This window comes from Streptomyces sp. NPDC056835, assembly GCF_042789485.1.
In the GTDB taxonomy this organism is placed as follows: Bacteria; Actinomycetota; Actinomycetes; order Streptomycetales; family Streptomycetaceae; genus Streptomyces.
The window spans coordinates 153,070-175,139 of the sequence record NZ_JBHUBB010000006.1 but is presented as its reverse complement, the minus strand read 5'-3'; the positions used below and the strand labels follow the sequence as shown (position 1 = coordinate 175,139).

The 22,070-nt window shown below is 69.7% G+C and carries 15 protein-coding genes and 1 pseudogene; 7 read left to right on the top strand and 9 right to left on the bottom strand.

Going from position 1 to position 22,070, the window contains the following annotated elements; genetic code table 11:
* The first annotated feature begins 88 nt into the window (after window positions 1-88).
* The 4 genes from ACFRMN_RS09245 (at window position 89) to ACFRMN_RS09230 (ending at window position 5,567) form a co-directional block, all read left to right on the top strand.
* Window positions 89-1,039: a LysR family transcriptional regulator gene (locus ACFRMN_RS09245; RefSeq protein WP_383015664.1), complete on the top strand. Its 951-nt coding sequence runs from the start codon at window positions 89-91 to the stop codon at window positions 1,037-1,039.
* A 265-nt stretch (window positions 1,040-1,304) separates the two neighbouring features.
* Window positions 1,305-2,981 carry an NAD-dependent malic enzyme gene (locus ACFRMN_RS09240; protein ID WP_383015661.1) on the top strand — a complete coding sequence of 559 codons (1,677 nt, stop codon included), beginning with the start codon at window positions 1,305-1,307 and terminating at the stop codon, window positions 2,979-2,981.
* A complete protein-coding gene (fumC, locus tag ACFRMN_RS09235; RefSeq protein WP_383015658.1) occupies window positions 2,978-4,441 on the top strand; it encodes a class II fumarate hydratase in 1,464 nt (487 codons plus the stop codon). Before ACFRMN_RS09240 ends, fumC begins: the two co-directional genes overlap by 4 nt.
* A gap of 277 nt (window positions 4,442-4,718) precedes the next feature.
* Complete coding sequence (locus tag ACFRMN_RS09230; protein WP_383015655.1) at window positions 4,719-5,567, top strand: methyltransferase domain-containing protein; 849 nt, start codon at window positions 4,719-4,721, stop codon at window positions 5,565-5,567.
* Between the two features lie 333 nt (window positions 5,568-5,900).
* Here ACFRMN_RS09230 and ACFRMN_RS09225 read toward each other — a convergent pair whose 3' ends face one another.
* A complete protein-coding gene (locus ACFRMN_RS09225) occupies window positions 5,901-6,536 on the bottom strand; it encodes an NADPH-dependent F420 reductase (protein WP_383015653.1) in 636 nt (211 codons plus the stop codon).
* Window positions 6,537-6,569: 33 nt separating this feature from the next.
* A complete protein-coding gene (locus tag ACFRMN_RS09220; protein ID WP_383015651.1) occupies window positions 6,570-7,304 on the bottom strand; it encodes an SDR family NAD(P)-dependent oxidoreductase in 735 nt (244 codons plus the stop codon).
* Between the two features lie 142 nt (window positions 7,305-7,446).
* On the opposite strand from ACFRMN_RS09220, the gene ACFRMN_RS09215 reads away from it, so the two are divergent.
* Window positions 7,447-8,058, top strand: coding sequence for a TetR/AcrR family transcriptional regulator (locus ACFRMN_RS09215; RefSeq protein ID WP_383015648.1), 612 nt, complete (start codon window positions 7,447-7,449; stop codon window positions 8,056-8,058).
* 612 nt (window positions 8,059-8,670) lie between these two features.
* Here the strand turns inward: ACFRMN_RS09215 and ACFRMN_RS09210 are convergent.
* Window positions 8,671-9,588 (bottom strand): LysR family transcriptional regulator, encoded by a 918-nt coding sequence (locus tag ACFRMN_RS09210; RefSeq protein WP_383015645.1) that lies wholly within the window; start codon window positions 9,586-9,588, stop codon window positions 8,671-8,673.
* Between the two features lie 270 nt (window positions 9,589-9,858).
* Here ACFRMN_RS09210 and ACFRMN_RS09205 point away from each other — a divergent pair, with 270 nt between their 5' ends.
* Together ACFRMN_RS09205 and ACFRMN_RS09200 are read left to right on the top strand one after the other, a co-directional pair.
* Complete coding sequence (locus tag ACFRMN_RS09205; RefSeq protein WP_383015642.1) at window positions 9,859-10,491, top strand: NADPH-dependent F420 reductase; 633 nt, start codon at window positions 9,859-9,861, stop codon at window positions 10,489-10,491.
* Between the two features lie 91 nt (window positions 10,492-10,582).
* Window positions 10,583-11,552, top strand: a pseudogene (locus ACFRMN_RS09200) (SDR family oxidoreductase).
* Window positions 11,553-11,646: 94 nt separating this feature from the next.
* Here ACFRMN_RS09200 and ACFRMN_RS09195 read toward each other — a convergent pair.
* The 6 genes from ACFRMN_RS09195 to ACFRMN_RS09170 form a co-directional block, all read right to left on the bottom strand.
* The gene (locus ACFRMN_RS09195; RefSeq protein WP_383015639.1) at window positions 11,647-15,933 is read right to left on the bottom strand and encodes a trypsin-like peptidase domain-containing protein; all 4,287 of its coding nucleotides are present in this window, start codon (window positions 15,931-15,933) and stop codon (window positions 11,647-11,649) included.
* A gap of 198 nt (window positions 15,934-16,131) precedes the next feature.
* On the bottom strand, window positions 16,132-17,040 hold the full coding sequence (locus ACFRMN_RS09190; protein ID WP_383015636.1) for an aldehyde dehydrogenase family protein: 909 nt from the start codon (window positions 17,038-17,040) through the stop codon (window positions 16,132-16,134).
* Complete coding sequence (locus ACFRMN_RS09185) at window positions 17,033-18,493, bottom strand: aldehyde dehydrogenase family protein (RefSeq protein WP_383015633.1); 1,461 nt, start codon at window positions 18,491-18,493, stop codon at window positions 17,033-17,035. Before ACFRMN_RS09185 ends, ACFRMN_RS09190 begins: the two co-directional genes overlap by 8 nt.
* 16 nt (window positions 18,494-18,509) lie before the next feature.
* Window positions 18,510-19,487: a deoxyribose-phosphate aldolase gene (gene deoC, locus ACFRMN_RS09180; protein WP_383015630.1), complete on the bottom strand. Its 978-nt coding sequence runs from the start codon at window positions 19,485-19,487 to the stop codon at window positions 18,510-18,512.
* Window positions 19,480-20,499: an ABC transporter permease gene (locus ACFRMN_RS09175; RefSeq protein ID WP_383015627.1), complete on the bottom strand. Its 1,020-nt coding sequence runs from the start codon at window positions 20,497-20,499 to the stop codon at window positions 19,480-19,482. The genes deoC and ACFRMN_RS09175 overlap by 8 nt, the downstream gene beginning before the upstream one ends.
* Window positions 20,496-22,037 (bottom strand): sugar ABC transporter ATP-binding protein, encoded by a 1,542-nt coding sequence (locus ACFRMN_RS09170; protein ID WP_383015624.1) that lies wholly within the window; start codon window positions 22,035-22,037, stop codon window positions 20,496-20,498. Before ACFRMN_RS09170 ends, ACFRMN_RS09175 begins: the two co-directional genes overlap by 4 nt.
* Window positions 22,038-22,070 lie beyond the last annotated feature (33 nt).

The window sequence follows — 22,070 nt, the reverse complement described above, 5'->3', positions numbered from 1 at the left end:
GTCATAAAAGCCATCAGGTCACACTCACATCAAACAACGATCACGACGGGCACGATCAACGGTTGGTTGTCCGCCTAGGATGAGCGGCATGGACGTCACTGCCGTGCGCACCTTCGTCGCCATCGTGGACGCGGGACAGTTCCAGGAGGCCGCCACCGACCTCTCGATCACTCCGCAGGCGGTGTCCAAACGCGTTGCCGCACTGGAAAGGGAGCTCGGCGTCCAGCTCTTCACCCGGGACGCGCGCGGAGCGCGGCCCACCATCGACGGGCAGGCGTTCCTGCCCCACGCCCGCAGGCTCCTCCAGGCCGCCGAGCAGGCCGTCGCCTCGGTGCAGCCAGGCAGCCGGGCGGTGCGCGTCGATGTGATCGGCCGCCAGCTCTCCCTGACGGGTCTGCTGCGCGGCTTCCATCTGGCCCATCCCGAGACCGAGTTGGACGTCGTGACGCTGTTCGACTCCGACACGGCCATCGCCGCCCTCCGGGACGGAACCATCGACGCGACGTTCCGTGCCGTGACCATGCCGGGCCGGCAGCTCCCCCGCGGAGTGGAAGCCACTCCCGTCTTCGACGAACCGCTGCACCTGTTCACCGGACCGGGGCACGAGTTCGCGAACGCCCCCGCGATCACGCCCGCCCAACTCGTCGGCCGCCGGATCTGGATGCCCGGCAACCTGCCCGGCACCGAGTGGGCCGCCTACTACGACGAGCTCGCGGCCACCTTCGGCATCATCATCGACTCAGTCGGCCCGGACTTCGGAATCGAGCCCCTGCTCAGCACCATCGCCAACTCCACGACACTGGGCACCTTCGTCAGCGAACAGACCCCACTCGTCTGGCCCGTCGGCAACGACCTGCGCCGCATCCCCATCAAGGACCCAACCCCGGTCTACCCCCACTCACTGCTCTGGCGCCCCGACAACTCACACCCCTCCCTGTCCGCCCTGCGTCGCCATCTCACCTCCGCCTATCCCGGCCGACCCAACAACGGCATCTGGGCGCCGAAGTGGAGCCGGCCCGTGCAGCCCGAGTACACCTGAATCGACCAACCAAGAGAGACACCGCGTCCGGGGGCCGGCCGCCACCACGAGCGCCCTGGTCCGGCCGGGGCCGGACCTCACGATCCGGCCAAGTCCGGGCCCGCTGGGGCGGGTCTCCCCTTTCGCGTCAGTCTGACGAATTGGGGACGGCCGGTCAGATCGCGATCAACGGCTGGAGTATTTAGGCTGGGAGTTTGGGGGTTGTTTCGGGAACCCGGCCCGGGGAGTCCGTTCCTGGGCGCGGACAGACCTGCTGGAGGGTTCCATGTCCCAGAGCACACACCGACAGGCCCGTGGCCTCAGCGTTCTCGACGATCCCGCCCAGAATCGCGGTGTCGCCTACACGCGGGAGCAGCGCAAGGCTCTGGGCATCACCGGACGGCTCCCGACGGCCGTGCTGAGCCTGGACGAGCAGGCCGAGCGAGCCTTCCGGCAGTTGCGGGAGCAGCCGGACGACCTGGCGAGGAACGTCTTCCTGGAGGAGCTGCACGACAGCGACGAGACGTTGTACTTCAAGGTATTGATGGATCACCTCACCGAGCTGCTGCCGGTGGTCTATGACCCGACCGTTGGGAAGGCGATCAAGCAGTACAGCCACGAGTACCGCCGGCCGCGGGGCTTGTTCCTGTCCATCGACGCACCCGAGGAGACGGAGGAGGCGTTCGCTGGACTGGGTCTGGGCCCGGACAGTGTCGACCTGATCGTGGTCACCGACGCCGAGGAGATCCTCGGGATCGGCGACTGGGGCGTGGGCGGCATTCAGATCTCGGTCGGCAAGCTGGCCGTCTATACAGCTGCCGCGGGGGTGGATCCGACCCGGGTGATCCCGGTCTCGCTCGACGTGGGAACGGACAACGAGACCCTGCTGAACGATCCGCTGTATCTGGGCAACCGGCACTCCCGGCGGCAGGGCGCCGAGTACGACGCCTTCATCCGGACCTACTTGGAGACCGCCTCCCGGCTCTTCCCCCATGCGCTGCTGCACTTCGAGGACTTCGGCCCGGGCAATGCCCGCCGCATCCTGGAGACGTACAGGGATCGCATGCGGATCTTCAACGACGACCTGCAAGGCACCGGAGCGATCACGATCGCCGCCGTCCTCTCGGCGCTGCGCATCACCGGCGTCCCGATGCGGGAGCAGCGGGTGGTGATGTTCGGCGCGGGCACCGCGGGCGTCGGGATCGCCGACCAGCTGCGTGACGCGATGGTGCGCGACGGCGCGACCCGAGAGGAGGCCGTCGGCAGGATCTGGCTCATCGACAAGCAGGGACTGCTCATCGACGACATGAGCGGACTGCGCGACTACCAGCGGCCTTACGCCCGGCACGCCGCGGACGTGTCCGACTGGGCCTCCGATCCGCACGGCGCCCCTTCCCTGCTGGACACCGTACGCAAGGCGCGCCCGACCATCCTCATCGGTACCTCGACCGCGCACGGCGCGTTCACCCGCGAGGTCGTCGAGGCGATGAGCAAGGCGGTCGAGCGGCCGATCATCTTCCCGCTGTCCAACCCGACCGAGCGCATCGAGGCCATGCCCGCCGACATCATCGCCTGGTCCAGGGGGAAGGCGCTGGTGGCCACCGGCATACCGGTGGAGCCGGTGGAGTACGGGGGCGTCACCCACACCATCGGCCAGGCCAACAACGCGCTTCTCTACCCCGGCCTGGGGCTGGGCACCATCGTTTCCGGCGCCAGACGGGTCACCGACGGCATGCTGCTCGCCGCCGCCGAGGCGGTCGCCCGCCAGGTGGACGTCAGCGGGCCCGGGGCCGCGCTGCTGCCCCCGGTGGCCGACCTGCGCGCCTCCTCGGCCACGGTGGCCGTCGCCGTGGTGGAAGCCGCCCAGGCCGACGGGGTCGCCGCCGCCGACATCGGCGACCCGGTGCAGGCCGTGCAGAACGCGATGTGGCAGCCGGTTTACCACGACGGCGGGCCGTCATGACCGCCCGCCACCGGCAAGCCGACGGCGCACGACAGCAGACCCCGCCGCGCATCCTCGACGTGCCGGTCGGGCTGAGTACGACGGGCACCCGCCGGGAGACCGACTCCATGGGTGAGATCGAGGTGCCGGCCGACCGCTACTGGGGCGCCCAGACCCAACGGTCGCTGCTGCACTTCTCGATCGGCGACGACCGGATGCCGAAGGCCGTCTACCATGCGTACGGCCGCGTCAAGAAGGCCGCGGCGCTGGTGAACGGCCGGGCGGGCAGGCTGCCCGGGTGGAAGGCCGATCTCATCGCCCGGGTCGCGGACGAGGTGATCAGCGGGCAACTGGACGACAACTTCCCGCTCTTCGTGTGGCAGACCGGTTCCGGTACCCAGTCCAACATGAACACCAACGAGGTGATCAGCAACAGGGCCATCCAACTCGTCGGCGGGGAACTCGGCTCCAAGAGCCCGATCCACCCCAACGACGACGTCAACATGGGGCAGTCCTCCAACGACACCTTTCCCACGGCCATGCACATCGCAGCCGTACTGGAGATCGAAGACCATCTGATCCCGCAGGCACGGCAACTGCGCGACGCCATCGACGCCAAGGCCCGCGCCTGGCACGACGTAGTCAAGATCGGCCGGACCCACCTGGAGGACGCCGTTCCGCTGACGGTCGGTCAGGAATGGTCGGGATACGCGCATCAGCTGGACGACGCGCTGGAACGGGTCCGCGCCACACTGCCCGGATTGTACGAGCTGGCCGCGGGCGGCACCGCCGTCGGCACCGGCCTCAACGCCCCCGACGGCTTCGGTACTCAGATCGCGGCACAGATCGCCGAGCTGACCGGCCGGCCGTTCAGGACCGCGCCGAACAAGTTCGCCGCGCAGGGCGGACTGGACGCCATGGTGGCGGCCTCGGCCGGCCTGCGGGCGCTGGCCGTACCGCTCATGAAGATCGCCAACGACACCCGGTGGCTGGCCTCCGGGCCACGCTGCGGAATCGGTGAACTCGTTCTCCCCGCCAACGAGCCGGGCAGCTCCATCATGCCCGGAAAGGTGAATCCGACGCAGTGCGAGGCCATGGTGATGGTCTGCATACAGGTCCTGGGAGACGACTCCGTAGTCGCCTTCGCCGGCACACAGGGCAACTTCGAACTCAACGCCATGCGCCCTGTCATCATCAACAACTTCCTGCACTCGGCGAGGATTCTCGGCGACGCCTGCGGCAAACTCCGCGAGTTCTGCGTCGAAGGAATCGACCTCGACCGCGACCGGATCGGCGAATTCGTGGACCGCTCGCTCATGCTGGTCACCGCGCTGTCCCCGGTGATCGGCTACGACCGAGCCTCGGCCATCGCGCACAAGGCCGACCGGGAGGGCACCACACTGCGCGAAGCGGCTCTCGGCACCGGCTATATCACCGCCGAACAGTTTGACCGCATCGTGAAGCCGGAGCAGATGGTCTGACCGATCCCCAGGAGCAGGTTCAGGTCCAGGTTCCCGTTTCGGCTGAACGTACAATCGTGGTGTGGCATTCATGAGCATTCCGCACTGCTGCTTCCACTGACCGGGAGGCCGTGAGGGCGATGCCGGACGGCATCGCCCTCCTTGGTGTGCCTGCCGCGTGCCCCGCCTTCCGGTGCTGTCCGCACCGAGGGCCTACGCCGATCCGTTACTGGGACGGCGATCTTCTGAGCGCGCTTGCAGGCACGGTCCTTCCCTTCACCGCTGCCAGGAGTGCCTTGTGCCTGTTTCGCTTCCCCCTGCCCTCGCATCGTTCCTCGATCTCCTGCGCTGTCCGACGTGCGGCGCTTGTCTCCACCCCGACTGCGGCGCGCTGCGCTGCCCGGCGGGCCACACTTTCGATATCTCCCGTCATGGCTATGTCAGCCTCCTCACGGGCACCCGCGCCACCAGCGGCGACGACGCGGCCATGGTCCGAGCCCGGGACCGGTTTCTGGCCACCGGCAGGTACGGGTCGATCCGCCGGATCGTGGCTCAGCTGGCGGCGGACGGCATGCCCGAGCAGAGCACCGTGGTGGATGTCGGGTGCGGCACGGGCTACTACCTGGCCGGCGTACTTGAGCGGTTGCCCGATGCCCGCGGTCTGGGCCTGGATACCTCGGCGCGCGCCTTGCGCGCGACGGCCCGTGCCCATGAGCGAGCGGCCGCCGCCACTTGGGACGTCTTCCGTCCCCTCCCGCTGGCCGACGGGATGGCCGACGTCATTGTGGACGTGTTCGCCCCGCGCAACCCATCCGAGTTTCACCGGGTGCTGCGCCCGGGTGGTCGGCTGGTCGTGGTGCGGCCGACCGGACGGCACCTGCCCGAGTTGCGCAGCCAGGTGCCCGGAATGATCGCGATTGACCCGGCCAAGGAGCGTCGCCTGCACAAGGCGCTGGCCCCCTTCTTCGAGGCCGCGGATACCGAACTGGTGGAGTACGTCACGTCCTTGACCAGACCGGAGGCCCTTGACCTGCTGGGGATGACGCCAAGCGCACGCCATCTGGACCGTGCGGACCTGGGCGATCTCAGTCTCGTGCCCGACCAGGTCACCGTCTCCGTGCTGGCCACCGCTTACCGGCCTCGGTAACCACAAGCGGGCGCACGCGCCCGCTGACCGACGATCGATGGGGGCGTGCCTGGCGTCCTGCTTTCCGTTCTTGCTCCCTTCCGCGCACCTCGAACCCGACGGACGCAGTCGGTACAGATCTGACCGCATGACCAGGTGGTGAGGCCCCTCCAACGCTCCGGACGGGGCCTAGTCCCCCGCCAACCCGTACAGGAGATTCCACCTCGATATGGACAGCAGGCTCGACATCACCAGGAGGTAGGCCCACCTCGGATGGCCCTGGGTGCCGCTTACTGCCCATCGCCATGATGCGGCGGCGGGCTCCACGGCGGGCGCTCTCCTTTCGATGATCCGTCAACCGTTCGCTCGGACGGGAAGTTCGGTGATGCTGAGGGCGAAGTCCAAGTTCCCCACACCGTGGTTGGCGAGGCCCACCGTGACCACGCCCGCTCCTTCCAGCCAGTGCGCCATTTTCAGGCCGCCGACGTCCAGCGGGCGCAGCCCAAGGGTCTCGATGAACACCTCCACACTTGCCTTGGCCTGCGCATTATCGCCAGCGATGAAGACGTCGGGCCGCCCCTTCTCCAGGACATGGCGGAAGATGGTGTTGAACGCCTTCACCACGCCGGCGCCGGCCGGGGCGGCCTTGGCGACTTCCTGCGCGATCGAGGTCTCCTCGCGGTGGACCAGCCCGTCGAACGTGGAATTGAAGGGATTGCTGATGTCGACGATGACCTTGCCCGCGAGAGCGTCTCCGTACTGGGCGACGGCCGGCACGACGCCGTCGTACAACAGGGCCACGATGACGATGTCCCCGGCCGGGGCGGTGCCCCATTCCCCGGTCGTGGCGCCGTCGCCGAGAGCCTTGGCCAGGTCAGCGGCCTTGGACTGATCGCGGCCCATGACCTCGACGGTGTTGCCGCCCCCTATCGCCCGCGCGCCGATGGTGCGGGCCATGTTCCCGGTGCCGATGATGCTGATGCTGCTCATAAGATGTCCTGCCCTGGTCGTGGGTCGTTCGGTTCAGATGGCGGTGGTGCCGCCGTCGGCGACGAGTTCCATGCCGTTGACGTAGCTGGAGTCGTCGGAGGCAAGGAACAGGGCAGCAGTGGCGATCTCGTCGGGGCGGCCCATCTGGCCGCGGGGGATGAGGGACTCGAACTGGCGCTTGGTGGCCTCGTCGAAGAGTTCTTCCTGCTTCGCGGTGGCGACCTGACCGGGGGTCAGAACGTTGACGCGGATGCGGCGGTCCTTGAGTTCGTTGAGCCAGATGCGGGCCCAGGCCTGCTGGACGGCCTTGCTGCCGGCGTAGACGCTCCAGCCGGGGAAGGCGCCGAGGGAGGCGTTGGAGCCGGTCATGAGGATGGAGCCGCCGTCGTTGAAGAGCGGGAGGGCCTTCTGGACGGTGAACAGGGTGCCGCGGGCGTTGAGCCCGAACCAGGTGTCGAACTGGGCCTCGGTGATCTCGCCGAGCGGTGCGGGCTCGCCCCCGCCGGCGCTGGCCCACAGCACATCGATGCTGCCCTTCTCCCGCTTGACGGTGTCGTACAGGCGGTCCAGGTCGTCCAGGTTCGCGGCGTCGCCCTGGACGCCGGTGACGTTGCGGCCGATCTGCTTCACGGCCTCGTCCAGGGCGTCCTGGCGGCGGCCGGTGATGAAGACGTGCGCTCCCTCGTCGACGAACAGCTTCGCGCCGGCCAGCGCCATGCCGGTGGTGCCGCCGGTGATGACCGCTACCTTGCCGTCGAGCTTTCCCATAGTCATTCCTTGAGTCGGTGGTGCCGTGTGCACCTGGGACGCGGTGTTATGTACACCGCTCTGTGTACGTACCGTACGGGGCGAATGGTCGGGACGCAAACTATGTACACCGGTCGTTACCTAGCTGCGGTACGGTGGATCCATGACGGAGTTGGAAAAGGGCCCCACGGGCCGCCGCCGCGGCCGGGGCGCCCGCGAGCGCATCCTCAGCGCGTCCCAGCAGCTGTTCCGCGAGCAGGGCATCAACCGCACCGGCATGGACCAGCTTTGCGCGGCGGCCGAGGTGTCCAAGCGCACGGCCTACCAGCACTTCACCGGCAAGGACGAACTCGTCGCCGAGTACCTGCGCCGGTTCGACCCCTCCGTTCTGTCCGGCGTGTTCGACCGCACCGACCTCACGCCCCGCGAACGGCTCCTCGCCGCCTTCGACGTCCCCCCCACCACCCCCCTGTGCCCCTACATCGCCGCCGCCATCGAACTCCACGACCCCCAGCACCCCGCATCCCAGTACGCGCGCGACTACAAGAAGGCCGTCGCCGCGCGGCTCGCCGACACCGCCCGCGAAGCCGGCGCCGCCGACCCTGAACAGCTCGGCGAGCAGCTCTCGCTGCTCATCGACGGCGCCGCGGCCCGCACCCGGGTCCTCAACGCCGACGCCTTCCCCACCGCCGCCGCCATCGCCGCCGTCCTCATCGACAACGCCATCCCCGCCACAGCCAGCGATGGCCGGCGACGGGAGGAAGTGTCGAGTTAACTTGGCACTCCGCGGCCGGGCTGGACGCGCTGCCGATCGGGCGGCTGCACCCGCTGGTTCACGACACCAGCCGCCCGGCACCTCGCCCAGACCTGCTGGCTTTTACGCTGCCCGCCCGCCTGCCGCAGGCCGCAGGAGAAGCGGCGGGGAGACGGCGACCCCGAAGGCTTCAGGAGTTCGAGGCCGTGATCCCGGCCCAGGGCGCTGACGGGCCGCCGGTTCGAACAGTCGGCTGATCGCATAAGTCCGTACGCGGTGGCGCATGAAGAACTCGTACGCAGCTGGGAGGTTGTGAAGATGCGGGTGGCCCATCTGGGCCACGCCAGCCCGAAACGAAGGCCAACAGGCGGGCAGCCAACACGTCCGGCCGTAACCCGCCGTCGGGTTCTGGATCCCATGGACCGCTCCCGACACCACGAACGGCGGACCGCCGGCGATCAGCCGACATGAACCGCGTCCGCAGCACGTACTTCCAGTCGGTCTCAGGTGCTTCGGGGCCCCTCGGGCAACTGCCGGCCGAAGAACGGCCGGCTCAGAGGACACCGGCAACGGCACCACTACGTCAGGCCACTTCACTCTCCAGCGCATGGTGAGCGGGGCCAGTCGAACTACTCAGGCGTGCCTTGAGACGACATCGCCTCCAAGCTGCCACATCTCATAGTTCCCGCACTCTGCCGTGACCTCGGCCGTCGACTGAGCCGCAGTGACGAAGTCCTCTACTACCGGGGAGGTGTGAGATGCCGCCACTGCGAGGCACACCTGGTCGGGAGCCAGATTCGGGATGGGCACATAGACGACGTCCGGATGTGAGTAGAACACGGACGCCGAACGGGCCAGGAAGGAGATGCCCCGTCCGGCCGCGACGTGCTCAAGCGTCTCGTCCACCCCGCGCACCGAGTACCCGGCATTGGGGAGCGGGCGCTTGGTGGGCTGCGTGCTCGGGTCACCGTGCCAGACCAGTGGTTCGCCGGCCAGGTCGGCCTCGGTGACCTGCTCCTTGCCGGCAAACCGGTGTCCGGCGGGCAGTACCGCTACCCGCGGCTCGGTGTACAGCGGGGTGACGCGCAGGCCGGCCTCGTCGATGGGCAGCCGCACATAGCCGACGTCGATGCGGCCGTCGAGCAGCATCGCAGCCTGGTCGTCCCCTTCGATCCGCTGCACGTCCACGACCACGTCCGGGTGCCGTTCTTCGAACGCACGGGCCGCCGGGGTGACTGCAACGCCGGCCCGGAAACCGACCATCAGCCGCCGCTTGCCGCCGGCGGCGGCGGCCGCGGACACCCGGCGGCGGACCGCGTGGATTGAGGCGAGCAGCGGACCGGCGTCGGCCAGCAGTTGCCGGCCCGCGTCTGTCAGCTCTACGCCGTGGCGATCCCTGGTGAACAGCGAGGTGCCGAGATCCTGCTCAAGCGCACGGATCTGCCGGCTGAGCACCGGCTGTGCGATGTGAAGCTCATCGGCGGCGCGGCCGAAGTGCAACTGGTCGGCCACGGCGACGAAGTAACGCAGTTTGCGCAGGTCCAGATCCACGGCGCCTCCCAGCTGGTGATACCTCCAGGGTATCACCACGGCTGAAAGAGTCTTGGACGCCCACTCAGGCCAATGGCAACCTGAATAGGTACCTAATGGTCCGAGCGAATTCGGCACAAGAATTCGACACGGAGGACCCGGGCGCCAGAACGAACACATCGGGAATGGAGCACCCCTCCCTTCGCGTCATTCGACGGCGCCGACGACACAACCGTTGACAACGACGGGATGGGCATGGCGTCCTATCCAGCTCCAGAAAGCAGGAACTCCATGAGCGACATCAGCATTATCGGCCTGGGGAACGTGGCCCGCGCCCTGGCCGCCCGGGTGCTCGCCGGCGGCAACGCAGTCGAGATCATCGGCCGCGACCGGGCCAAGGCCAAGGAATTGGCCGCTGCGCTCGGTGGCGCCACTGTCGGGACGGCCGGCACCGCTCCCGCCGGGGACATCGTTGTCCTCGCCGTGCCGTACGCCAGTGCCGCGGCGGTGGTGAGGGAGTACGGGGACGCACTGCGCGGCAAGATCATCGTTGACATCACCAACCCCGTAGCCCCCGACCTGCAGAGCTTCGTCGTCCCCGACGACAGTTCCGGCGCACAGGAGATCGCCAAGGCGGCTCCCGACGACGCGCATGTCGTCAAGGCGTTCAACACTGTGTTCTCCCACGTTCTGGCGGCCGGCCCGGCCGAAGACCGCCCTCTGGACGTGTTCATCGCCGGCGACGACGCGCAGGCGAAGGCACGCGTGTCGGCGTTCGTCGAGAGCCTGGGGCTGCGCCCCTGGGACACCGGGGCACTGTTCATGGCGCGGGCACTGGAGAATGTCGGCCTGCTGGAGCTGGGCCTCATGAACCACTCCGTCAAGCACGCCAATTTCTCCCTCGGCATCGCCCTTCTCGGCTGAGCGCACCCCTACCACTGCCTCTCGTGCCGCATTACGCCAGTTCACTTACGGCACGAAAAGACCCTGCACCTACCCTCACAAGGACAGTCAGATGCGCGTATTCGTCGCTGGGGGGACCGGCCATTCCGGTTCGTACATCATCCCCGAGCTCATCGCCGCCGGGCACGAGGTCACCGGCCTGGCCCGGTCGGACGCTTCCGCGGCGGCCCTGTCCGCACTCGGCGCGAAGGTGCGTCGCGGCGACCTCCAGGATCTCGACGGGCTCAAGGAGGCAGCCGCGGACTCCGACGGCGTCATCCACGTCGCCCACAGGCAGGATCTGCTGCCCTCCGGCGGGCTCGACGCCGTGGCCGCTGCGGAGCTCCCGATCATGCTCGCGTACGGCGAGGCACTCGCGGGAACCGGAAAGCCGCTGGTCACGGCGGGGAGCATTGGCTCACCCGGGCAGCACCTGGGCCGGCCGGCCACCGAGGAGGACCCGGCCCTCCCGGCCGGCGAGGAGCACAAAGGCACCCTGCGGATCCGCAACGTCGTGGAAAGGGCCGTAGTCGACCTCGCCGAGCAGGGGGTGCGGTCTTCGGTCGTGCGGATCGCCAACATCGCGCACGGCACGACCGATCGTGCCGGCTTCCTTCCCACGCTGATCGCGCTCGCGAAGGAAAAGGGGTTCGTCGGCTACCACGGCGACGGCGCGAACCTGTGGAACGCCGTGCACATCCGCGATGCCGCCACCTTGTTCCGCCTGGCGCTGGAGAAAGGGGTCAGCCGGCAGATACTGGCACGCGGTTGGGGACGGGGCCATCCCGTTCCGCGAGATCGCCGAGGCCATCGCCAGCCGTCTGGGCCTGCCCGCCGTGAGCGTTCCCAACGATGCCCTGATGACGCCGGGGTACTTCGAGTTCCTCACGAATATCGTCACGCAGAGCTACCCAGCGTCCAACCTCATCACCCGCCGGACCCTCGATTGGAAACCCGCCCAGCCCGGCCTGCTCGCCGATATGGACAACGGCCGCTATTTCACGTCCGGCGCCGCGGTCCGCGCGCCCTCTTCGGCGATGTAGAGGGGTCGGGGGGCCGGGATCCGAGGAACTTCGGTGGCAGAGGATCCCGCGCCAATCCCGCTCCGAGCTGAGGGGTTCGAATTCACGGGCCGGCTCAGTCGCAGACCTGGTCCGTTCTGCTGCCCGGCGGGGCCAGAGACTTCTCCCCCTGCGAGAGGCCGCGCCCCGCCACCGCGCACAGTTTCTCCAGCCATCGCTCCGGGTCGAGTTCAAGGAGGTAGCCGTCCGACCCGTCGACCAGACCCATGAACGCGCCGTTCTCGGTCAGATCGGCGGTCGATCCGTATCCCGGTGTGAAGTGGTAGCGCTCGGTGCCGCTGCGAACATCCCAGGCGGTGTACTCGTTCAGCGTGCTCTGGGTGCTCAGGGTGGACTCGGAGGTGAAGGCGGAGAGCCATTGGACACCCCGGTACGCCAGTGGCTTGAGCCACCTGTCCTCGCCGTCCTTGTCCATGTCCCACACCCGGACACCGCCGTCGTAGGTCAGCACCGCGAGGAACCGTCCCGTCGGGTCGAAGCCCAACTGCTTTACGGCGCCGAACTCCTTGACGTCGATCGAATCGACCTCCCGCCCTTTTTCGAAGTCCCAGATCACGATGTCGTAATCCCCGCTGGGTGTGCGCACCGCCGCCTGCCCGTGACCTGGACGTGCCGACGCCCAGGTGCCGGCGGCCGCGAACGAGACCTCGACCGACTCCTGAGCCCTGGGCCGGTAGGCCGTGCCCACTTCCCGGCCGTGCGCCAGGTCCCATCGCACGACGTACGACAACGCCGAGATCACCACATGGTCCTGGCCGTCGAAGGTGATGTTGACCCACGCCGGCGTGCGCCCGGAGCGCGGGTCCGGGCCTGTGGGGTCGATGTCCGGCGGTCGTGGCAGATCGATCCGGTCCAGCTCTTTCAGTGTGCTCCCGCCCACCTCCCAGACCAGGACGGTACGGCCGTCCGCCGCCGGTGTGAGGAACCGTGTGCCGTCCGGGCTGTACACGCTGTACTGGGCGGCCAGCGGGCGGGACGGCCGCATCGCCGCCAGCAGCCTGTGCGTACGCAGGTCCCACAGGCGAAGCCCCTTGCCGTCGGCGTCCACGTTGATGACGCGGTTGCGGTCGGCGTCCACGGTCCTGATCCGCGCGGTGAGCATGGCGGTGTCGAACGCGGACGGCTCCGGAACACGCGCCACCATCACCGTCGCCCCGACGCCGACCGCGGCCCGGAGATTCCCGGGCGGCCCGGTGAGCGCCACGGCGATCGGCTGTGAGCCGCCGGTGAACGACTCGTCCTGTTGTGCGGGCGCGGGCAGTTCAAGGGTGCCGGGGCGCCCCTCGACCAGGTCGAAAACCAGGAACCGGAACCTGCCGAAAGAGGTACCGAAGCGCTGCACCGGATTGATGAGGAAGCGACCGGTCTGGTCCAGGCGCGGCACGTACAGCGGGCACACCAGGCCCAGTTGCCGCGTGCTGTACTGATGGCGCACTCTCGGCCTGCCGGTCAGGTCCCAGGACTGCAGGAGCCCGTCCGGGGTGCACCGCACCAGCGTCCGGCCGTCGCCGCTCACCGTGACGGCACCGGTCCGGTCCGTTCCCCACGTAGCCGAGTCCCGTTGGCCGTTGGCGAGGTTCCAGCGAACGAGGCGGCCCTCGGCCCCTTCGGCCGCGCCTTCCTGGGTGATCCGGCCGATCACCGTTCCCTCCGGGCCGAACCACGCGTCGGCCGTCTCCCATCCCTCCGGTGCGCGCAGCGCCTTGCCCACGCGCCGGCCGCTCTCCGACTCCCAGGCCAGGACCCCTTCGCCGGGCAGTGCGGCGAGTACTCTGCGCCCGGTGCCGTCGAAGCGGAGGTCGGTGGCGGCGCGAGCGTTCTCCCGTACGGCGTCACCGTCCCGCAGGACCACCGTGCGCCAGTCGCCCCCGCCTTCCGGAGGGATTCCCAGGGACACCTTCCCGTTGAGGGACGCCCGCGCGAAGACGCGCCCGTCGGGCGAGAGCGTGACGATCCTCGATCCTGTCGGCAGGCCGCGCTCGTCCACGTCGTCCGTGCCGAGGGTCAGGCCGACAGCGTCGCCGGAGGTCATGCCCACATTGATGTGCTTGCCGTCCTCGCTCATCGCGACATCACGGACCGGAGCGTGGTTGTCCCACACCACTCGCTCCACATGGCGCAGCCGCAGATACTGGCTGATCAACGCGGTTCGGGCCTCCGGCTCCTGTGCCGTCCGATAGGCCGCCCCCGAGAACAGCGCCGATGTCACCACCGACACGTCGTCAAGCTGCTCGGCCCGCACCGCCAACTGCTCGGACGCCGCTCGCCGCAGTTGCCCGTCCAGCTCCGCGTTGCGCCACAGGAAGAGCCCGGAGGCGACGACCGCGAGCACCGTGAGGACGGCGAGGCCGCCGATGAACCGCCGCTTCTGCCGCGCCCGCCGCCGGGAACGCTCCTCCCGAGCCAGCCGCCTGTCGATCGAGCGGTCGATGAACCGCCGCTCCGTGTCGGTCAGTTCGAGTCCCCGAAGCTCCACCCACTGTTCCGCCTCCGTGAGCGGCTCACCATCGAGAAGTTGCTCACGCTCCACGTCGTGCCGCAGTTCTGCCCGCCAGGCCAGGAATTTCCGGTCCTGTCGCACCCGTGCCTCAAGCCGCTCCCAGGCGCCGATCAGTGCCTCGTGGGCGAATTCGACGGTCACCGCGTCCCCGTCACCGCCGCGCAGTACGAGCAGCCGCCGCTCGGCGAGCGCGGTCGCGATCCGCCACCGCCCCGCGCCCGCCTCCTCCCGGCTCAGGGCATTGCGTATCGGGCCCTCGCCGCCCGGCAGGAACCGGACGAGTTCGGTGAGCAGCCGCATGGCCTCGGTCTCGTCGGCCTCGCGGACACACTGCCGCCAGACGGTCTCGGCGTACCGGCCCAACGCGCCCTGAACGCCGCCGACCTCACGATACGTATCGAATCTCAGCCGCCCCGCGGCCTGCCCGTCCCACAGCTGCGCCATGACGAAGCCCAGCAGTGGCAGCGCGCCGGCGCCGTCACCCGCGTCGTCGAGCATTCGCTCCACGAGCCCGTCGTCGTACGTCACGGCGGGGGTCACCTCAAGGGGCCTGCGGATCACCTGCTCCAGCTGCGCGCGGGACATCGGGGCGAGCAGGCGCACCTGGCCGCGGCCGAGTGCCGGGCCGAGCAGCGGATGGTTGAGGGCCGCGTCCGTGAAGTCGGACCTGAGGGTGACACACACCCGCGGTCCGTCGGGCTGGTGCTCGGGAAACAGCAGCCGGACGGCCTCCTCGACCTCGTGCTCCGGTCCGGCGAGCAGTTCTTCGCCCTGATCGAGCAGGACGAGCAACGGCCGCTCCCACTCCCCTCCGGTTATCCGCAGGGCGTCCATGAGACCGCGCTCCGCGAGAAGGTCCTCCAGTCGGCCCACCTCCTGAGCCCTCGCGGCTCCGCGCAGTCGGGGACGTACGGCCGTGACGAGCTCCGAGGCGAGCGCCGCCCGCAGGGAGGCGCCCTCACCGGAGCGCACCACCAGGACGGTATGACCCCGCTCGCGCATCCGGGGCACGACGCCCGCGCGGGCGAGCGAGGACTTGCCGCAGCCGGAGGGACCGACGAGGGTGACACATGGGTGGGAGCCGAGGAGCAGGGCGGTGATGTCGGCGATGTCGTCCTGCCGCCCGAAGTAGACGCTCGCGTCGGCCTCCTGGAAGGTGGCCAGGCCGCGGTACGGTGACGCGGGGCGGACCACGGGCGCCAGTTCGGGCAGTTCGGCGACGAGCGTGCGGGTGGGGATCAGGAAGCTCTGCCTGACCCCACCGGGCTGGATCACGACGACCATGCCGGCCACGGCCCGCAGTTGTTCGTCCCAGACCGGGCTGCCGCTGAACCCCTCCTCGACGGGTACGCCGTGCGGGTCCGCCTGCGACAGCTGGACCCAGCCCTCCGCGGTGCCGCCGCGCAGCCGTCCGTAGTGCCAGACGCCGCCCGGGGAGCGGCGCGGGAAGCCCGGCACGCGTACGTCGTGGCCCCACACCCGCTCGGTGTCGGCCATGTTCAGCGGGCGGGCCCCAGGGATCGCCGCACGGAGCCGGAGGACCGCGATATCGCCGGTCTGGTCCGCCCGTACCGGCACCCAGCGCTCGACCTCCGCCGCGCCGCCGCCCTCGGCGAAGGGCAGGTCGACGAACACCTCGGTGCCCGCCGCCACCTCGTCCTCGCGAGGCCGGGCAAGGGCGTCGTTCACCACGTGGGCGCAGGTCAACACCAGTTCTGGGGCGACGAGGAAGCCGGCGCCCGCGAGTTCGCCGCCTGGGCCCTTGACCCGGACCACGGCGGCGGCCAGTGCTTCTTCGGGGCTCCGTGACCCTGCCCCCGTGTTCGTCCCCGTACTCGTCATCGCGACCTCCGCGTCACCGCGCGCCCCCTTGGGTCAACTCCCCCACAGAGTATTCCCGTTGGCGTCTGTGCGGGCACCTCCATTCCAGGTGGGAGTGAACGCGGAGCCGGCCGCCGCGGCGGTGCCGGCGATCACGACATCGCCCCGGCGGCCGGGGAGACGCTCGCCGTCGACCCGTGGCACCGGCGGCGGGTCCTCCTACCGTCCGGCCGCCTGCCACACCGTTTTCGTCTCCAGGAACGGTGTGATCCGGGTGAGTCCCGGCAGCGCGGCCCAGTCGGGAGAGGGGTCCGGGCGCAGTACGCGGGTGAGGGTGGCCGCCGCCGCGGTTTCCAGTTCTGTCGCGAGGTCGCCCGCCCCTGCCAGGTCGATGGCGTTGACGTCGGCGTGTGCGGCGAGGGTGGGGGCCAGGTCCGCCGTACGGCCGGTGAGGATGTTGACGACTCCGCCGGGCAGGTCGGAGGTGGCCAGCGCCTCGGCGAGGACGAGGGCGGGCAGCGGGGCGCGTTCGCTCGCGACCACCACCGCGGTGTTGCCGGCGGCGATCACCGGGGCGAGGACCGCGACCAGCCCGAGCAGCGGCGCGTCCTGGGGGGCGAGGACGGCGACGACACCGGTGGGCTCGGGGACGGAGTTGTTGTCGTAAGGACCCGAGACCGGGTTGCCCGTGCCCAGCACCTGGGCGATCTTGTCGGTCCAGCCCGCGTAGTAGACCCAGCGGTCGATGGCGGCCGAGACCAGCTCCCGCGCCCTCGCGCGGGCGATGCCCCGCGCGTCCACGGTCTCCTGGACGAAGTGCTCGCGGCGGCCCTCCATCATCTCGGCGATCCGGTAGAGGATCTGGCCCCGGTTGTACGCGGTACGGGCGGCCCACGGCCCGAACGCCTTGCGGGCGGCGACGACCGCGTCCCGCGCGTCCTTGCGGGAGGCCAGCGCGGCGTGGGCGAGGTGGTCGCCGTCGGCTGAGGTCACGGGGATGCTCCTGCCCGACTCGGAACGGGGGAAGGCGCCTCCCACGTAGAGCTTGTAGGTCTTGTGTACCGGTAGCCGCGCGGGTACGGGAGCGGGCGCGAGTGCCTGGTCCGGGGTGGTGGCCGGGTCAGCCATTGAGGTATGCCTCCAGTCCGTGCCGTCCGCCTTCGCGCCCGTAACCGGACTCGCGGTAGCCGCCGAAGGGGCTGGCGGGATCGAATTTGTTGAAGGTGTTGGACCAGATCACACCGGCGCGCAGCCGGCCGGCCGTCCACAGCATTCGGCTGCCCTTCTCCGTCCAGATGCCGGCGGACAGCCCGTACGGGGTGTTGTTCGCCTTCTCGACGGCCTCCTCGGGGGTACGGAAGGTCAGGACGGAGAGCACGGGGCCGAAGATCTCCTCGCGGGCGATCCGGTGCGCCTGGGTGATGCCGGTGAAGACGGTCGGGGCGAACCAGTAGCCACGCGAGGGGAGTTCACAGGCCGGTGACCACTCTTCGCCGCCCTCCTCGCGTCCCGTTCTGGCGAGGTCCTGGATCCGGGCGAGCTGGGCGGCGGAGTTGATGGCGCCGATGTCGGTGTTCTTGTCCAGCGGATCGCCGAGCCGCAGCGTGGCCACGCGCTCCTTGAGCCGGTGAAGTACCTCCTCGGCGACGGATTCCTGGACCAGCAGCCGAGAGCCGGCGCAGCACACATGCCCCTGGTTGAAGAAGATTCCGGTGACGATGCCTTCCACGGCCTGGTCGAGCGCGGCGTCGGCGTAGACGATGTTCGCGCCCTTGCCGCCGAGTTCGAGTGTGACGCGCTTGGCGGTGCCCGCGACGGTACGGGCGATCTCCCGGCCGACGCCGGTGGAACCGGTGAAGGCCACCTTGTCCACACCGGGGTGGGCGACCAGGGCGCGCCCGGTGTCGCCCGCGCCGGTGACGATGTTGACGACGCCGGGCGGCAGTTCGGCCTGCCGGCAGATCTCCGCGAAGACCAGGGCGGTGAGCGGGGTGGTCTCGGCCGGCTTGAGGACCACGGTGTTCCCGGCGGCCAGGGCCGGGGCGATCTTCCAGGCGAGCATCAGCAGCGGGAAGTTCCACGGGATGACCTGGGCGGCTACACCGAGTGGCCGGGGGCTGGGTGAGCCCGGCACGGCGAAGGGCAGTTTGTCGGCCCAGCCCGCGTAGTAGAAGAAGTGGGCGGCGGCCAGCGGGATGTCGACGTCCCGGGTCTCCTTGATGGGCTTGCCGTTGTCGAGTGATTCCAGGACGGCCAGTTCGCGGGCGCGGTCCTGGATGATCCGGCTGATCCGGTAGAGGTATTTGCCGCGTTCCGAGGGGGTGGTACGGGACCACACGCCGTCGAAGGCGCGCCGGGCCGCCGTGACCGCGCGGTCCAGGTCCGCGTCGGTGGCTATGGTGACCTGCGAAAGCGGCTGCTCGTCGGCGGGGTTGACGGTGGTCAGGGTCTTTTCGCCGGGGTCGGTGAACTCGCCGTCGATGAAGAGCCCGTAGGCGGAACGCGGTTGGACCGCCGCCCTCGACTCGGGTGCGGGCGCGTAGACGAGCGCGCCGGGGGCGGGGCCGGTGGTTTCTGACATCTGTGCCTGGTCCCTTTCAGTCCGCGGAGTAGTAGTCGGGACCGGGGTACGTGCCGGTCGTCAGCTTGGTCCGCTGCATCAGCAGGTCGTTGAGGAGGCTGGAGGCGCCGATACGGAACCAGCGCGGGTCGAGCCAGTCGGCCCCGGCGATCTCGTTCACCAGCACGAGGTTGCGCAGGGCGTCCTTGGTGGTACGGATGCCACCGGCCGGCTTGACGCCGACCTGCCGGCCGGTCGCGGCGCGGAAGTCCCGTACCGCCTGGAGCATGATCAGGGTGACGGCGGGCGTGGCGGCGGGGGCGACCTTGCCGGTGGAGGTCTTGATGAAGTCGGCCCCGGCGTGCATGGCGAGCCAGGAGGCGCGGCGCACGTCGTCGTACCCCGCCAGCTCACCGGTTTCGAGAATGACCTTCAGATGGGCCGCCTCGCCGGCGGGACGGGCGCAGACCTCCTTGACGGCGACTATCTCCTCGTACACCTTGCGGTAGTCCCCGGCCAGGAACGCTCCCCGGTCGATCACCATGTCGATCTCGGTGGCCCCGTCGGCGACAGCGGCCCGGGTGTCGAGGAGCCGGGCCTCCAGCGGGGCGCGGCCCGCCGGGAAGGAGGTGGCCACGGAGGCGACGCCGACGGAGGTGTTCCGCAGGGCGCGTACGGCGACGGGTACGAGGTCGGGGTAGACGCAGACGGCGGCCACCGGGGGCACGCGCCGGTCGGCCGGGTCGGGCAGCAGCGCCTTCGTGGCCAGGGCCCGTACCTTGCCGGGGGTGTCGGCGCCCTCCAGCGTGGTCAGGTCGACCATCCGGATCGCGAGATCGATGGCGCGCGCCTTGGCGGTGGTCTTGACCGAGCGGGTGGCCAGGTCGGCGACGCGGGCGTGCACTCCCGCCTCGTCGACGCCGGGCAGACCGTACAGGAAGGCGCGCAGCGCCGCGTTGCTGGTGGCGAAGGCCGGTGCGGTGGACGGGGCGGGGACGGCGGCGGTGTCAGGCACGGGAACCTCGCTTCTCTATCAGCATGTTGAGGATGAGCGCGACCACGAGGATCAGTCCGGTGACGACCATCTGGAAGAACGATCCGAGGCCCATCAGATTGCAGAGATTGCGCAGGACCGACAGCAGCAGTACGGCGACGAAGGTGCCCATCACCCCGCCGCGCCCGCCGAACAGGTTGGTGCCGCCGAGGACGACCGCGGCGATGGCGTCGAGTTCGAGACCGTTGAACGCGGTGGGCTGGCCGATGGTGAGCCGTGAGGTGAGCAGCACCCCGGCCAGCGCGGAAAGCGCGCCGGAGATCGCGAAGACCGCGGTGATCACACCGCGTACCGGCAGACCGGAGAGGCGGGCGGCCTCCTTGTTGCTGCCGACCGCGTAGATGTACTCGCCGAAGGTGGTGCCGCGCAGGACCAGCCCGGCGGCGACGGCGACGGCCACGAAGATCAGGCCCACGATCGGTATGTAGCCGATGAACCCGCCGCCCAGCAGCTGGAAGGTGTGCGGGAGGTCGCCGCCGGCCGGCTCGCCGTCGGTCAGCAGATAGGTCAGCCCGCGCACGGCGGTCAGCCCGGCGAGCGTCGTCATGAACGCGGGCAGCGACAGATAGGCGGACAGCCCGCCCATGATGGCGCCGAACAGCGCGCCGGCGGCGAGGCTGATGGCGATCGCCAGCAGGAAGTTGATGTCCTTGTCGATCAGCAGCGCGACGGTCATCCCGCCGAACGCGGCCACACTGCCCACCGACAGATCGATCCCGGCGGTGAGGATGACCAGGGTCATCCCGACGGCGACGATGCCCGTCAGCGCCGACTGCTGGAGGAGGTTGGACATGTTGCGGGTGGTCAGGAACTCCGGCGCCAGCAGGCTCGCGACCACGCACAACGCCAGGAAGACCAGCACCAGATTGAACTTGACGACGAGGTCGGCACCGCGCATGCGGGTGGATCCGGCACCCGGACTCCGGTCGTCGGTGGCCTGTTTCGGCTCGGCCGCCGTGGTGGGTGTGCTCATGATGGTGCTCCAGGGGGTGTCGCTCCGGTAGGTGTCGCGCCGGTGATGACGGTGTGCGCGATGGTGGTCTCGTCGGCGGTACGGGGGTCGAAGCAGGCCACGTTGCGGCCCTCGTGCAGTACCCAGATCCGGTCGGCGTTGGCGGTCAGCTCGCCCAGTTCGCTACTGGCGAGGAGGACGGCCACGCCCTGATCGGCGAGCTGGCGGACCTGGCGGTAGAGATCGGCCTTGGCTCCCACGTCCAGACCGCGGGTGGGTTCGTCGAGCAGCAGAACCCGGATCCCGCCCTTGGTGATCCACTTGGCCAGGACCACCTTCTGCTGGTTGCCGCCGGACAACTTGCCGACCTGCTGGTCCGCCGAGGAGAAGCGGACCCCGAGATCCTTGAGCACCGGCGCGGCCAGCCGTCGGCCGAGCGCGCGGGGTGCGAGCCAGGGCGGCCGGCCGAGGGCGGTGACGGCGGCGTTGCGGCCGACCGACAGGCCCGGCATCAGCCCCTGCTCCTTGCGGCTCTCCGGTACGAGGGCCAGCCCGGCCCGTACGGCGGCGGCGGGGCTGCTCAGCCGTACGGCGGCGCCGTCCAGCGTGACCGACACCGCGGCTCCGGTGTCCCCGAACAGCGCCTTGAGCAGCGTGGTGCGGCCGGCTCCGCCGAGCCCGGCGAGTCCCACGATCTCGCCGACCCGCACCTCGATCCCGGCGACATCGATCAGCCCCGGGCCGCGCACGGAGTGGATCTCCAGCAGGGCGGGCCCCTGCGGACGGGGCCGTTCCGTGGTGCCGGTGAGTTTCCCGGTCGTACCGATCATGTCGGCGACCAGTTCGTCGGCCGTGGTGGTGGCCAGTTCCCGCACGGCGACCGACCGGCCGTCGCGCATCACCGTGGCCCGGTCGCCGATCTCCATCACCTCGTCCAGCCGGTGCGAGATATAGATGACGGAGCGGCCCTGCGCGGTGAGCGAGCGGATCACCTCGAACACCTTGCGCAGATCGCTCTCGCCGAGGGTGGCCGAGGGCTCGTCCATGACGATGACCCGCGCGTCGGCGGTCAGCGCCTTGGCGATGGCGGTCAACTGCTGTGCCGCGATGGGCAGATCACGTACGAGGGTGTCTACGGAGAACTCCCCGCCGACCCTGGCCACGGCGGCGCGGGCCAGCTCGGCGCGCTCCTTGCGGCGTACGAAGGGCCCGTACGAGGGCGCGTGGCCGAGCAGCAGGTTCTGAGCGACCGTCAGATCCGGTACGAGATCCAGCTCCTGGTAGATCACGGCGATCCCGGCGGCCATCCCCGCCTGTGGGCTGGTCAGTTCGACGGGCTTCCCGTCGAGCAGGATCTCGCCCTCGTCCGGCCGGTAGGAGCCGGCGAGGATCTTCATCAGGGTGCTCTTGCCCGCACCGTTCTCACCGAGCAGACAGTGGGTCTCCCCGGCGCGCACGATCAGTTCGGCGCCGTTGTTGGCGAGGGTTCCGGGGAAGCGCTTGACGATGCCGCGCATGGACAGCCGCGGTGTCTCGCCCTCGGTGTCCCGATGGCTCATGCCTCCTCCTTTCCGGATGTCGGGAGTCTCCGC